The sequence below is a fragment of the Rhizobium sp. R86522 genome, from assembly GCF_042466255.1.
Taxonomy (GTDB): Bacteria; Pseudomonadota; Alphaproteobacteria; order Rhizobiales; family Rhizobiaceae; genus Allorhizobium.
Genome location: NZ_JAXHBX010000001.1, coordinates 3,280,422 through 3,294,565, shown reverse-complemented (window position 1 = coordinate 3,294,565; position 14,144 = coordinate 3,280,422). Strand labels below are relative to the sequence as shown.

Annotated in this window: 8 protein-coding genes; 6 read left to right on the top strand and 2 right to left on the bottom strand. The window is 61.6% G+C overall.

The window, feature by feature from the left end; all coding sequences use genetic code 11:
* Positions 1 to 29 precede the first annotated feature (29 nt).
* Complete coding sequence (locus SJY08_RS15935; RefSeq protein ID WP_300890617.1) at positions 30 to 3,536, bottom strand: PAS domain-containing hybrid sensor histidine kinase/response regulator; 3,507 nt, start codon at positions 3,534 to 3,536, stop codon at positions 30 to 32.
* A gap of 200 nt (positions 3,537 to 3,736) precedes the next feature.
* Between SJY08_RS15935 and mscL the strand changes: the two genes are divergently transcribed.
* From mscL to SJY08_RS15905, 6 genes are all read left to right on the top strand, one after another.
* Complete coding sequence (gene mscL, locus SJY08_RS15930) at positions 3,737 to 4,162, top strand: large conductance mechanosensitive channel protein MscL (RefSeq protein ID WP_300890618.1); 426 nt, start codon at positions 3,737 to 3,739, stop codon at positions 4,160 to 4,162.
* Positions 4,163 to 4,293: 131 nt separating this feature from the next.
* Positions 4,294 to 5,463, top strand: coding sequence for a pyridoxal phosphate-dependent aminotransferase (locus SJY08_RS15925; protein ID WP_377276834.1), 1,170 nt, complete (start codon positions 4,294 to 4,296; stop codon positions 5,461 to 5,463).
* Positions 5,464 to 5,638: 175 nt separating this feature from the next.
* Positions 5,639 to 6,670: a UDP-glucose 4-epimerase GalE gene (gene galE / locus SJY08_RS15920; RefSeq protein ID WP_377276832.1), complete on the top strand. Its 1,032-nt coding sequence runs from the start codon at positions 5,639 to 5,641 to the stop codon at positions 6,668 to 6,670.
* 191 nt (positions 6,671 to 6,861) lie between these two features.
* Positions 6,862 to 7,932, top strand: coding sequence for an HlyD family secretion protein (locus SJY08_RS15915; protein WP_377276830.1), 1,071 nt, complete (start codon positions 6,862 to 6,864; stop codon positions 7,930 to 7,932).
* Position 7,933: 1 nt separating this feature from the next.
* On the top strand, positions 7,934 to 10,711 hold the full coding sequence (gene rbbA, locus SJY08_RS15910; RefSeq protein ID WP_377276828.1) for a ribosome-associated ATPase/putative transporter RbbA: 2,778 nt from the start codon (positions 7,934 to 7,936) through the stop codon (positions 10,709 to 10,711).
* A 3-nt stretch (positions 10,712 to 10,714) separates the two neighbouring features.
* Positions 10,715 to 11,827, top strand: coding sequence for an ABC transporter permease (locus SJY08_RS15905; RefSeq protein WP_153761369.1), 1,113 nt, complete (start codon positions 10,715 to 10,717; stop codon positions 11,825 to 11,827).
* Positions 11,828 to 11,915: 88 nt separating this feature from the next.
* On the opposite strand, the gene katG is transcribed toward SJY08_RS15905, so the two are convergent.
* Positions 11,916 to 14,093, bottom strand: coding sequence for a catalase/peroxidase HPI (katG, locus tag SJY08_RS15900; RefSeq protein WP_377276827.1), 2,178 nt, complete (start codon positions 14,091 to 14,093; stop codon positions 11,916 to 11,918).
* Positions 14,094 to 14,144 lie beyond the last annotated feature (51 nt).

Sequence of the window (14,144 nt, the reverse complement as noted above, 5' to 3'; positions counted from 1 at the left end):
GGGTATCTCAAGCCCACTTAGCCGCAGAGCTATTCAGCTGCCGCACTGCGTTGCGAGGAGACCTGCGTGATGAAGGCACGAAGCGCAGCAGGCCGCACCGGCTTGTGCTGCAGGGTTATCGAATGGCGCTCGGCCTCCGCACGCACCTCCGCCGAGCGATCGGCTGTGATCAGAAGAGCGGGGATGTCGGCCTGTGTCAGTGCTCTTAGCCTGAGAACTGCCCCGATGCCGCTGCCATCGTCCAGATGGTAGTCGACAATGACCAGATCCGGAGCCTTGGTGGACTTGATCAGTTCGTCCATCTCGGCGATCGAGCCTGCGCATTCGACAGTGCAACCCCAACCGGAGATGAGAAGCTGCATGCCTTCGAGGATCTTCGGCTCGTTGTCGATGCACAGCACCCGGAAGCCCTGCAGCGCCGGCGTGGAGCGACTGCCGGCATCGATCGATACGACGCCCTGGGCGGCCGGCTTTGCGACGTCGAGCGGCATGACAACCTTGAACGTCGTACCCTTGCCAGGCTTCGAGGCGAGTTCCACCGGGTGTTGCAGCACCTTGGCGATGCGGTCGACGATCGACAAGCCGAGGCCGAGACCGGATGCTGTGCGCATGCCTTCTTCGAGCCGCGCGAACTCCTTGAACACGGTGCGAAACTTGGACGAGGGGATGCCGATGCCGCTATCCGTCACCTGGATCACCACCTTGTCGCCTTGACGCCGGGCCCCGACCACGACGCGGCCTGACGGCGTGTACTTGATCGCGTTCGAAACAAGGTTCTGGACGAGGCGGCGCAGCAGGGTCGGATCCGAGCGGACCGACAGTGTTGTCGGCATCACCACGAGCTTGAGGTCCTTTTCTCGAGCCATCGGCGCGAAGTCGGTTTCGATCCTTTGCAAGAGGCTGTTCAACGGCACGCTGGAAAAGCGTGGCTTCATCGCGCCGGTGTCCAGACGCGAAATGTCGAGAACGGCACCGAGAATGCTCTCGACCGATTCTAGAGCGGAATCGATATTGCCGACCAACGCGCTGTTTTGGGAATCGCCGAGCCGCTCGACCAGTGACGAGGAATAGAGCCGCGCGGCATTCAGCGGCTGCAGGATGTCGTGGCCGGCCGCGGCAAAGAAGCGGGTTTTTCCGATATTGGCCTCGTCGGCTGCCGCGCGGGCCTCCGCCAGTGCATGGTTCACCCGTGTCAATTCGGCAGTGCGTTCGCTGACGCGTTGTTCCAGCGTTTCATTGGCCTGCTTCAGGGCCTGGTCAGCCTCAACTCGGGAGGTAATGTCGCTGAAAGTCGCGACCAGGCCCTTGTCGGGCATGAGGTTGCAGCGCACTTCGATGATCCGTTGTCCACCGGCCAGCACCATCTGGAACGGCCTGTCGAACTGGTGGAAGCTTCGGATCACAGCCTGTGTGTCACCGGCCGGAACATCGCCTCGCTGCGCCAGAATGGCGATCATGTCGAGCAGCGGAAATCCGACTTGGCCGACATGCTCCGGCAGGTCCAGCAGCGTGCGGAAGCGCCGGTTCCAGATCGTCAGGCGGTCGGACGCGTCGAAGACGGCGATCCCCTGCTCCATCTGGGCGAGTGCCGTCTGCATCATGTCCTGATTGTATTGCAGTGCTTCCGAGGCCTGGTCGAGCAGCCAGACCGTATCGGCCGATGGATCCTCGGCCTTCTGCAGGATCAGCGACAGGACCAGCCGCGCCGAAGACGAACCGATCGCGCTGCCGAGCAGCTGTTCGGAAAAATGGATGAAGGCCATGTCGGCCGGACTGTCGTCGGCGAGTTTGCGGCCGACCGTCTGCTCGTAGGACCGGAATGACCGCTCCATGCGCTCATTGCCGAGATAGCGGGCAATCGCAGCCTTGAGGTCGCCGACGGCGACACTCGTCTTCCATCCCCGGGTTGCGGAGTTGGAGCGGGGCTGGCGCTTGATGAAGATCGCCGACTGGATGCGCTCCACTGGGCGCGGATTGCGGCTGAGCGAACCGATGACGAAGGCGAGTGTGTTGATCAGCAGGCTGAAGATTGTCGCATTGACCAGCGGATCCGCATATTGCGGCTCGAACATCGATAGACCGGGCAACAGGAAACCCAGCACTGCGGACGCGATCCAGGAGTGATCTTCGGCGCCGAGGCTCGGCAGGAAGAGCAGATAGGCCCAGACCAAGAACCCGATGGTGAGCCCGGCGATTGCGCCACGTGCATTGGCCCGTCGCCAGATCAAGCCGCCGAACATGGCCGGTGCGATCTGCGCGATGGCGGTGAAGGAGAGCAGGCCGATCTTGGCGAGCCCCGTCGTATTGTCGGCGGAGCGGAAGTAGACATAGCCGAGCAGGAGGACGCCGAAGATCGCCGTGCGCCGGATATGCAGCAGCGTCTTGGCGAAGTCCTCGCGTTGGCTGGGTCGCCCCACCAGCTTTTGCCGCAGGAAGATCGGCAGGACCATGTCGTTCGACACCATGATCGCCAGCGCCACGGAGGCGACGATCACCATGGCGGTCGCGGCTGAGAAGCCGCCGATGAAGGTGAGAAGCGACACGAAGCCGGAGCCAGCTTCAAGTGGCAGCGAGAGCACGTAGAGATCGGCATCGCCGCTGCCGCCAAACATCAGCACACCGGCGATTGCCGCCGGCAAAACGAAGATGTTGATGGCGATCAGGTAAATTGGCATCAGGATCCCGGCGAGCTTCAGTTCCCGGGGTGTACGGTTTTCGACCACGGTAACGTGGAACTGCCGGGGCAGCATGATGATCGCGAAGGCCGAAAGCGCAATCAACAGCAGCCAACGGCTGGGCGGCGTTTCATGCGTCAGTGCGGCCATGACCGCCTCGCTCTCCACGGCCTTCTGCCACAGATCGGCAGGTCCATCGAACATCACCCAGATGACGAAGACGCCGAGCGTCCAGAAGGCAATGAGCTTGACGACCGATTCCATGGCGATGGCAAGGATCAGGCCGTCCTGGTGCTCTGTCGCATCCGTATGGCGCGTGCCGAAGATCACCGCGAAGCAGGCAAGGATGAAGGCGACGATCAGCGGCAGGTCGATAAAGTAGAGATTGCCGGTGCCGATGCCGTAGGCGGTCGGATCCATGACGGCCGCAACCGAACTCGAGACAGCTTTCAGCTGGAGCGCGATATAGGGGATGATGCCGACCAGATAGATCACGGTGACCAGCATGCCGACGACGGGGTTCTTGCCGTATCGTGCCGCCACGAAGTCAGCGCCGGAGGTGATCTTTTCTGTCTTGGCGAGTTCGACGATCCGCCTCAGGATCGGCATGCCGAGCGTGTACATCAGGATTGGACCGATGTAGATCGCCATGAATTCGAGGCCGTGCTCGGCGGCAAGGCCCACGCCGCCGAAATAGGTCCAGGACGTGCAATAGACGGCGAGGCTGAGCGCATAGACGACCGGCCGTCCCCCGGCAGGAACACCGTGCACGCGCGTCTTCCGGTCCCCGTAGCTCGCAACGGCAAACAGGAGCAACAGGTAACCGATCGCTGACGCAACGATGATCCAGCCTGGGAACACCTTTTCCTCCTCGACTGCGCCCGAGCCGGAACCTTAGGGCATGTCGGCGTCTTTTGAAATCGTTTCGAATATTGACCTTAGTCGAAAGGGAATGGCGACGTGTGCCGAATTACCATTTTCGAAAGCGTGAAAATTGATTAACCATGATCTTGGACCGGTTCTGCGCCGGTGACTCTCGGACCATTTAGGAGCAGGGGAATATGCTACACGAATTCAAGACATTCATCGCCCGCGGCAACGTCATGGACCTTGCCGTTGGCGTGATCATCGGCGGCGCCTTCGGTCTGATCGTCAGTTCGCTGGTCGAGGACATCGTCATGCCGGTTGTCGGCTTCATTTTTGGCGGCTTCGACTTTTCCAATTATTTCCTGCCTTTGAGCAGCAATGTCACGGCAAACACGCTGGCCGCCGCCCGCGAGCAGGGTGCCGTCTTCGCCTACGGCAACTTCATCACGGTTATCATTAACTTCATGATCCTCGCCTGGATCATCTTCCTGATGGTCAAGGGCGTGAATTCGCTGCGCAAGTCGATGGAAAAGGAAGAGCTGAAGGCCTCCGAAGCCGCTCCGCCGCCGGCTGACGTGATGCTTCTGACCGAGATCCGCGACCTTCTCAAGACCCGCTGAAACCTCTCTGCGATCCGGCAGCGGATCGCAGAACCCATCAGCAGGATCGATCTTGTCCTCAAGGAATATCATGGGATTTTTGCCCGGTGATCGGTTAGACAGTCGGCACCGATCGAAGGAGTGAATTTCCCATGGCCCTGTTAGACAGTCTCAGCCCCCGCGCGCTCGCCGCACCGGAAAGCGGTATCGTCGAGATCATCAACTACGCACGGGGTCGTGACGGGCTTCTGCCTCTCTGGGCGGGCGAGGGCGATCTGCCGACGCCCGACTTCATCAATCGTGCGGCCAGCGGCGCCCTGCTTGGTGGGGAGACCTTCTACACCTGGCAGCGCGGTATTCCCGAACTCCGCCAGGCGCTCTCGCGCTACTACAAGCGCCACTTCGCTGTCGATCTGCCGGTCGAACATTTTTACGTCACGGCTTCGGGCATGCAGGCCATTGCGCTTGCCGTCCAGGCTTTGACCTCGCCCGGCGATGAGATGATTTACCTCTCGCCCTGCTGGCCGAACATCGTCTCGGCGATCGATCTCGCTGGCGCTAAGTCCGTCTGCGTTCCGCTTTCCTTCACCGACGGTCGCTGGATGCTCGATCTCGATCGGCTGGAAAAGGCGATTACGCCGAAGACCAAGGCGCTCTTCATCAACACGCCGTCGAATCCCACTGGCTGGACGGCGACGCGCGAAGACCTGAAGGCAATCCTCGAGATCGCCCGCCGCCATGGCATCTGGATCCTCGCCGACGAAATCTATGCGCTCTATTACTACGGTGCATCCGAACGGGCGCCGTCTTTCTTCGATGTGATGGAAGAGGGCGACAAGGTGATGTTTGCCAATTCCTTCTCGAAGAACTGGTCGATGACCGGCTGGCGCGTCGGCTGGATTGTTGCCCCGCCGGAAATCGGTCAGGTGCTCGAAAACCTCATCCAGTATTCGACCTCGGGCGTCGCGCAGTTCATGCAGCGCGGTGCGGTCGTGGCCCTCGATCAGGGGGACGATTTCATACGGGAGAATATTGCGCGCGCCACCGCCTCGCGCGACATCCTCTGCGATGCCCTGATCGCCACCAACAGGGTCGAGACCTTGAAGCCGGAAGGAGCGCTCTATGCCTTCCTGAAAATCGACGGCATCACCGACAGCCGCAAGGCAGCCCTTGATATCGTCGACAAGACCGGCGTCGGTATGGCGCCGGGCACGGCGTTCGGCGAGGGTGGCCTGCCGTTCTTAAGGGCCTGCTTCCTACGCAACCCCGCCCATATCGAAGACGCAGCCGAACGCCTCAGCGGCTATATCAAGGCGCTCTGATCTCCCGAAACGATCGGATGGTGAATCGATAAAATTTGACTGAAACGGCTTACTCGAACTTTACGAAGAATTCGAATATCTGAGCCGTTTCAGTGGCTTGGAGGCTTTCGATAAGCACTCCGTAAGATGCGCGTGCTTTTCATGTCCCGATAAGAAAAACACGGGAAGAAAAGTCATGGCGATCTTGGTGACAGGTGGCGCAGGCTTCATCGGCAGCCATATGGTATGGGCTCTCCTCGATGCCGGGGAAGAGGTGGTCGTGGTCGACCGGCTGTCCACGGGCTTTCGTTGGGCGGTCGCGCCCCAGGCGCGCTTCTACCTCGGCGATATAGCCAAGCCGACTGTCCTCAAGCAGATCTTCGCCGAGAACGATATTGAGGCGATCATCCACTTTGCAGGCTCGATTGTCGTTCCGGAATCGATCGCCAATCCCCTGAGCTATTACGAAAACAATACCGAAAACACCCGCCGTCTTCTGTCGGCCGCCGTCAAGGCGGGGATCGACAAGGTCATCTTCTCGTCGACGGCGGCCGTCTACGGTCTGCCGGACAAGCCGCTGCCGGTGCGGGAGGATGCGCCACTGCGGCCGGAATCGCCCTATGGGCAGTCCAAGCTGATGAGCGAAATGATGCTGCGCGATACGGCGCGTGCCCATGGTCTCTGCTACGTGGCGCTGCGCTATTTCAACGTCGCCGGTGCCGATGTGCAGGGGCGCGCCGGAAATTCGGCCGTCGGTGCCACGCATCTGCTCAAGGTGGCCTGTGAGGCAGCACTCGGCAAACGGTCCTCAATGTCTGTCTATGGCACTGACTACGACACCCCAGATGGCACGGGTGTGCGGGACTATATTCACATCAACGACCTCGTGGATGCACATCTCCAGGCGTTGCGATACTTGCGAAAGAGTGGCGGGCCCCTGGTGGCCAACTGCGGCTACGGCAAGGGATATTCGGTGCTCGACATCATCGAAGCGGTGCGTCGTGCCACCAACGCCGATTTCCAGGTCGACTACGCGCCGCGCCGTCCCGGCGATGCGCCGCTCGTCGTGGCGGACTCCGCACTGGCGAAGCAGGTTCTGGACTGGATGCCGCGCTATGACGATCTGGGCGTCATCGTCAACACGGCGCTTGCCTGGGAACGGCGGCTTCAGGAGCGGGCCACCCCCGATATCGACGATCTTCGCCGCCGGCTTGCCAGCGGTTTCTAGACGCATGGTTCGTTGCGCCAGAGAGACGCCGTCCCGGTTCGCCGGGGCGGCGTTTTGCTGAGGTGAAACGATCGGGCGAAGCAATCTCTAATTGACGTGGATCAAGTTCGCTGACCGTCCAGGCGTCTATGTCTATGCCGTCCTGGAGAAGCCGATGTCCGGCGATGGCAGGCGGATCTCGGAGATGGCGGATGGCAAAGCGTCAAAGCGGCTGGCTGGTCGCATTGCTGATGATCGTGGTGGGCGGCGGGGCCTATTATGGCTGGAAGACCTTTGAAGGTGACGGCCTGCCGGCAAATATCGCGCACGGCAATGGTCGCATTGAGGCAGTGGAAATCGACATTTCCGCAAAGGCCGGCGGCCGGGTGAAAGACATTCTCGTCGACGAAGGCGATTTCGTCAGCGCCGGGCAGGTGCTGGCCCTGATGGAAACGAACCAGCTCGATGCACATCGCCGTCAGGCCGTGGCTGAACATCGCCGCACCCTCGTTGCCGTCGATACCGCCAGAAGCATTGTTGCCCAGCGGGAGGCCGAGCGCGAGGCCGCCCTTGCGACGGTTTCCCAGCGCGAAGCTCAGTTGAACTCAGCAGAAACCACACTGGCCCGCACGGAACGGCTGATGGAAAGTCGCACCACGAGCCAGCAGGTGGTTGATGACGGACGTGCTGCAGCCGCAAGCGCCCGTGCGGCACTGGCCGCATCGAAAGCTCAGGTGGCGGCCTCGGAGGCGGCGATCGGTGCGGCCCGGGCCCAGGTGATCGATGCCGAAGCGGCCGTTGCCGCCGCCGCGGCTGCAATCGAAAGCATAGACGCCGACATTGCCGACAGCACGCTCAGGGCGCCGAGGGATGGCCGCGTGCAGTACCGCGTTGCCCAGCTTGGCGAAGTCTTGGGCGCCGGCGGTCGCGTCTTGAACATCGTCGATCTCTCCGATGTCTACATGGCCTTCTTCCTGCCGACGGCAGAGGTTGGGCGCATCGCGCTCGGTAGTGAAGCCCGCATCGTGCTGGATGCCGCCGCAGCCTATACCATCCCGGCCAAGGTCAGTTTCGTCGCCGATGTCGCGCAGTTCACGCCCAAGACCGTGGAAACCGACGAGGAGCGGCAGAAACTGATGTTCCGCGTCAAGGCCAAGATTCCCGAGACTTTGCTTAAGAAATACATCCAGCAGGTCAAGACTGGCCTGCCAGGGATCGCCTATGTCAATCTCGACCCGGCAGCGCCCTGGCCCGAAAGCCTGACCGCCACACTGGTGCAGTGACATGAACGGCGCGGCGCAAACCCAATTGGTCGGTCCTGTCGTGCGCCTTCAAGGGGTGAGCCTCGCCTATGGCAAGACGCTGGCGCTGAATGACGTCTCGCTGGATGTGCCGGCGGGCATGATGGTCGGCTTGATCGGCCCTGATGGTGTCGGCAAGTCGAGCCTGTTGTCGCTCGTCTCTGGTGCCCGCCAGATCCAGACCGGCCGGGTCGAGGTCCTCGGCGGCGATATGGCCCGAGCCTCACACCGGAGCAAATCCTGCCCGCGCATCGCCTATATGCCACAAGGCCTGGGCAAGAACCTCTATCCGACACTTTCGGTCTACGAGAATGTCGAGTTCTTCGGGCGCCTGTTCGGCCAGGATCGGCGCGAGCGCGAGCGGCGCATCGCCGGGCTCTTGCACGCCACAGGGCTGACGCCTTTCGCGGACCGTCCCGCGGGCAAGCTGTCGGGCGGTATGAAGCAGAAGCTCGGCCTCTGCTGTGCCCTTATCCACGATCCCGATCTTCTGATCCTCGACGAACCGACCACCGGCGTCGACCCGTTGTCGCGCCGGCAGTTCTGGGAACTGATCGACGGCATCAGGGCCGAGCGGCCTGGCATGAGTGTCATCGTGGCGACCGCCTATATGGAGGAGGCCGAGCGCTTCGATTGGCTGGTCGCCATGGACGACGGGCGCATACTGGACACGGGGACACCGGGCGAGTTGCGTGAGAGAACGGCAACCGCGACACTCGATGCTGCCTTCGTCGCCTTGCTGCCCGAAGAGAAACGTGGCCGAAACGAACCGCTGCGGATTGCGAGACGTCCAGGGACGGATGTTGGCGACATCGCGATCCGTGCAGAGCATCTGACCATGCGCTTCGGTGATTTCACCGCCGTTGACGATGTCAGTTTCGAGATTCCGCGCGGCGAGATCTTCGGTTTTCTCGGCTCGAACGGCTGCGGCAAGACGACGACGATGAAGATGCTGACGGGGCTGCTGGCCGCGTCCGAGGGCAGGGCGGAAGTCTTCGGCCATCCCGTCGATCCAAAGGACATCGCGATCCGTCGCCGCGTTGGCTACATGAGCCAGGCCTTCTCGCTCTACGGCGAACTGACGCTTCGGCAGAACCTCGAATTGCATGGCCGTCTCTTCGGTATGCCCAATGCCGAAATCGGGCCACGGCTGGAGGAACTGGCGGATCGATTTGGCTTTGTCGGGGCGCTCGAAGAATTGCCCGACGCCCTGCCGCTCGGGATGCGCCAGCGGCTATCGCTCGCCGTCGCCCTGATCCACCGTCCCGACATCCTGATCCTCGATGAACCCACGTCGGGTGTGGATCCCGTGGCGCGTGACGGCTTTTGGGCTTTGCTGGCCGACCTTTCCCGGCGCGACAGCGTGACCATCTTCGTGTCGACCCATTTCATGAACGAGGCAGCGCTTTGCGACAGGATCTCGCTGATGCATGCCGGCAAGGTTCTGGTTACGGATACGCCAGAGGCAATCGTTTCCGGCAGCTGGGCAGAAAACCTGGAGCAGGCCTTCATTCATCATCTGGAGCAGGCGATCGGCGAACAGGCAGTACCCACGTTTGGCGCCGGGGAGAGTGAAGAAGCTGTCGTTTCACCTCCCGCAAAAACAACAAAGGTGAAACGTCATCGCCCGCTCCTCGATCGCCGTCGGCTGCTCGCCTTCAGCCGCCGTGAAGCGCTCGAGCTCATCCGTGACCCTATTCGTGCGACGCTTGCCATGCTCGGCAGCCTCATTCTGATGTTCGTCATCGGCTATGGCATTAATCTCGATGTCGAGAACCTGACCTTCGCGGCTCTCGACCGCGACGACACGGTCTTGAGCCGGGAATACATCGCGGAGATCGCCGGTTCCCGATATTTTATCGAGCGGCCGCCGTTGATCGACTACCAGGAGCTCGATCGCCGCATGCGCGCCGGCGACATCAGCCTCGCGATCGAGATCCCGCCCGGCTTCGGCCGAGATCTGGCTCGTGGCAATCGCAATGTCGACGTAGGTGCCTGGATCGACGGAGCGATGCCGGCTCGGGCCGAAACCGTCTCGGGTTATGTCCAGGGCATGCATGCAAGCTGGCTCGCCCGCAAGGCCCGCGAACTTTACGGCGACAAAGCCACTCTGGCGCCTTTCGAGATCGAATTGCGCTATCGCTACAATCCGAATGTGGAGAGCCTGGTCTCGATGGTCCCGGCGGTCATCCCGCTCCTGCTGATGCTCATCCCGGCCATGCTGTCCGTGTTGAGCGTAGTGCGAGAAAAGGAACTCGGCTCGATCATCAACTTCTACGTCACGCCGGTGACGCGTCTCGAATTTCTGCTCGGCAAGCAACTGCCGTACATCGGTATCGCTTTCCTGAACTTCCTCACCCTGACCGCCTTCGCCGTCTTCGGCTTCCAGGTGCCGCTTACCGGAAGCTTTGCTGTTCTGGCACTGGGAGCCTTGCTCTATGTCTTTGCCGCCACGGCGCTCGGTCTGCTCTTGTCGAGCTTCATGAAAAGCCAGATCTCGGCGATCTTCGGCACCACGCTGATCACCATTATCCCGGCCGTCCAGTTTTCCGGCATGCTGTCGCCCGTCTCCGCTCTGCAAGGGGCAGGCGCCCTGATCGGGCAGATCTATCCGGCAAGCCATTTCGTCACGATCTCGCGCGGCGTCTTCTCCAAGGGGCTGACGTTTGCCGATCTGGAGCCACAATTGCTGGCGCTCGCAATCGTGGGTCCGCTCCTGCTGGTCGCAGGCACCTTCCTCCTCAAGAAGCAGGCGGTGTGACCCATGCGGCTGGCAAACATTCTTGAACTCGGCATCAAGGAACTGCGCGGCCTCGCTCGCGACCCGGCCCTGCTATTCCTGATCGTCTATGCCTTCACCCTGAACATCTACACCGCCGCAACCGCAGAGCCAGAGACGCTGAACAAGGCGGCGGTCGCGATTGTCGACGAGGATCGCTCACAGGTATCTGCCCGTATCGAAAGCGCGCTCTACCCGCCTTATTTCCTGCCCCCGCAGATGATCACACCGGCTGACATCGATCCGCGCATGAATGCTGGTCTCGACACCTTTGTGCTCGACATTCCGCCCGGCTTTCAGCGCGATCTTCTGGCCGGTCGCAGCCCGCAGATCCAGCTCAACGTTGACGCGACCCAGATGACCCAGGCCTTTTCCGGCGGCAGGTACATTCAAGAAATCGTCACGCGTGAAGTGACGGATTTCCTGAACCGGGGAGACGCAGCGGATCAGGTGAGCGTCGGCCTGACGCTCCGGGCGCGCTTCAATCCCGAGCTCGACAAGGGCTGGTTCGGATCGATCAACGAAGTCATTTCTGCCGTCACCATGCTGTCGATTATCCTGACCGGGGCGGCCCTCATCCGGGAGAGAGAGCACGGTACGATCGAACATCTCCTCGTCATGCCGGTCACGCCTGCGGAAATCATGCTGAGCAAGATCTGGTCGATGGGCCTGGTCGTGCTGCTGGCAACTATGTTTTCGCTCTTCGTCGTCGTGCAAGGCGCGCTAAACGTGCCCCTTCAGGGCTCCATGAGCCTTTTCCTCATCGGGGCGGCGCTACAACTGGTTGCCGCGACATCCATGGGCATCTTCCTCGCCACGGTCGCCGGGTCGATGCCACAGTTCGGTTTGTTGCTGATGCTGGTTCTTCTGCCGCTGCAGATCCTGTCGGGCGGCATGACGCCCCGTGAAAGCATGCCCGAGGTGATCCAGTGGATTATGTCGGCTGCACCCAACACGCACTTCGTCATCATGGCCCAGGCGGTACTTTTCAGGGATGCCGGGCTCGACGTCGTCTGGCCTCAGATCCTGGCTCTGCTTGCCATCTCGGCCGTGTTCTTCGTCCTGTCCCTGCGCCGCTTCCGCGCCTTTCTGCGCTGAGACCAAGAAAAAGCCGGAGAGGCGGCTGCATCTCCGGCTTCTTCTAGCGGTTCCGAGCCTCAGGGCACGAGGCTCGTTGCCTTCGCTCTCAGGCTTCGAGATCGAAGCGATCGGCGTTCATGACCTTGACCCAGGCAGCGACGAAGTCCTTCACGAACTTCTCCTGGTTGTCGTCCTGAGCGTAAACTTCCGCATAGGCACGCAGGACCGAGTTCGAACCGAAGACGAGATCGGCGCGCGTCGCGGTGAACTTCTTCTCACCGGTCTTGCGATCGCAGATGTCGTAGGAGTTCTTGCCGGTCGGCTTCCAGGTGAAACCCATGTCGGTCAGGTTGACGAAGAAGTCGTTCGTCAACTGGCCTTCGCGGGTGGTGAACACGCCATGCTTGGTGCCGCCATAGTTGGTGCCGAGCACACGCAGACCGCCGAGCAGCACCGTCATTTCCGCACCCGTCAGGCCCATGAGCTGGGCGCGATCGAGCAGCATCTCTTCGGGGCTGACGACGTAGTCCTTCTTGGTCCAGTTGCGGAAACCGTCGGCGAGTGGCTCGAGCGGAGCGAAGCTTTCCGCATCCGTCTGCTCGATAGTGGCATCGCCACGACCTGCGGCAAACGGCACGGTCACGTCGTAACCAGCAGCCTTGGCAGCCGTTTCGATGCCGACATTGCCGGCCAGAACGATGACGTCGGCGACACTGGCGCCGAACTCGGCTGCGATCGGCTCCAGAACCGACAGGACCTTGCCGAGACGGGCCGGCTCGTTGCCTTCCCAATCACGCTGCGGAGCCAGACGGATGCGCGCACCGTTCGCACCGCCACGCATGTCAGACTGACGATAGGTGCGGGCGCTGTCCCAGGCGGTGGCCACCAGTTCGGCGGTCGACAGACCCGAAGCGGCGATTTTCGCCTTCACGGCGCTGACGTCGTAGTTGACAACACCAGCCGGCACCGGATCCTGCCAGATCAGCTCTTCGGTCGGGGCTTCCGGACCGATGTAGCGAACCTTCGGACCGAGATCGCGGTGGGTCAGCTTGAACCAGGCGCGGGCAAAGGTGTCCTGGAAGTAGGCCGGATCCGCCATGAACTTTTCGCAGATGGCGCGGTAGACCGGGTCGACCTTCATGGCCATGTCGGCATCGGTCATCATCGGCATGCGGCGGATCGACGGGTCGGTGGCATCCACCGGCATGTGCTCTTCCTTGATGCCGATCGGAGCCCACTGCTGGGCACCAGCGGGGCTGTGCGTCAGCTCCCAGTCGTAACCGAACAGTAGTTCGAAATAGCCCATGTCGAAAACGGTCGGGTTGGCGGTCCATGCGCCTTCGATACCCGAGGTCACGGCGAGGCTTGCCTTGCCGTTCTGGTTCGGGTTCATCCAGCCGAAGCCCTGGTTTTCGAGATCACCAGCTTCCGGCTCGACGCCGAGCGCCTGCGCGTCACCATTGCCGTGTGCCTTGCCGACGGTGTGGCCACCCGCGGTCAGCGCTGCGGTCTCTTCGTCGTTCATTGCCATGCGGGCGAAGGTTTCACGCACCTGAGCGGCGGTCGCCATCGGATCAGGCTTGCCGTTCACGCCTTCCGGGTTCACGTAGATGAGACCCATCTGCACAGCGGCGAGCGGGTTTTCCATCGTGTTGGGCTTGGTGACGTCTTCGTAGCGGCTGTCGGAGGGGGCAAGCCACTGCTTTTCCGCACCCCAGTAGACGTCCTTTTCCGGGCCCCAGATATCCGGGCGGCCGAAGGAGAAGCCGAAGGTCTTCAGACCCATGTCTTCGTATGCGACGGTACCGGCAAAGAGGATCAGGTCGGCCCAGGAGATCTTGTTGCCGTACTTCTTCTTCAGCGGCCACAGAAGGCGGCGCGCCTTGTCGAGGCTGGCATTGTCAGGCCAGGAGTTGAGCGGCGCAAAACGGATATTGCCCGTGCCGCCGCCGCCGCGGCCGTCGGCCAGACGGTAGGAGCCGGCAGAGTGCCAGGCGAGACGGATCATCAGGCCGCCGTAGTGACCCCAGTCAGCTGGCCACCATTCTTGGCTGTCGCGCAGCAGGGCCTTCATGTCGGCCTTCAGCGCAGTAGCGTCGAGCTGCTTGACGGCTTCACGGTAATCGAAGCCCTTGCCCATCGGGTCGGTCTTGGTGTCGTGCTGGTGCAGGATGTCGAGGTTCAGCGCGTTTGGCCACCAGGCCATGACGTTTGCGCCGCTTTCCGTGTTCGAACCATGCATGACCGGACATTTGCCGGTGCCTTTGTTGCTCAGGGTATCCATAAATTGCCTCCTTGAAGAACCCGCTTTCCCAGGATCGGATTGCTGACACTC

What these genes read in the sequence shown, in the direction of transcription:
- mscL (WP_300890618.1), top strand. Translation starts at nt 3,737, where the DNA reads ATGCTACACGAATTCAAGACATTCATCGCCCGCGGCAACGTCATGGAC.
- SJY08_RS15925 (WP_377276834.1), top strand. Translation starts at nt 4,294, where the DNA reads ATGGCCCTGTTAGACAGTCTCAGCCCCCGCGCGCTCGCCGCACCGGAA.
- galE (WP_377276832.1), top strand. Translation starts at nt 5,639, where the DNA reads ATGGCGATCTTGGTGACAGGTGGCGCAGGCTTCATCGGCAGCCATATG.
- SJY08_RS15915 (WP_377276830.1), top strand. Translation starts at nt 6,862, where the DNA reads ATGGCAAAGCGTCAAAGCGGCTGGCTGGTCGCATTGCTGATGATCGTG.
- rbbA (WP_377276828.1), top strand. Translation starts at nt 7,934, where the DNA reads ATGAACGGCGCGGCGCAAACCCAATTGGTCGGTCCTGTCGTGCGCCTT.
- SJY08_RS15905 (WP_153761369.1), top strand. Translation starts at nt 10,715, where the DNA reads ATGCGGCTGGCAAACATTCTTGAACTCGGCATCAAGGAACTGCGCGGC.
- katG (WP_377276827.1), bottom strand. Translation starts at nt 14,093, where the DNA reads ATGGATACCCTGAGCAACAAAGGCACCGGCAAATGTCCGGTCATGCAT.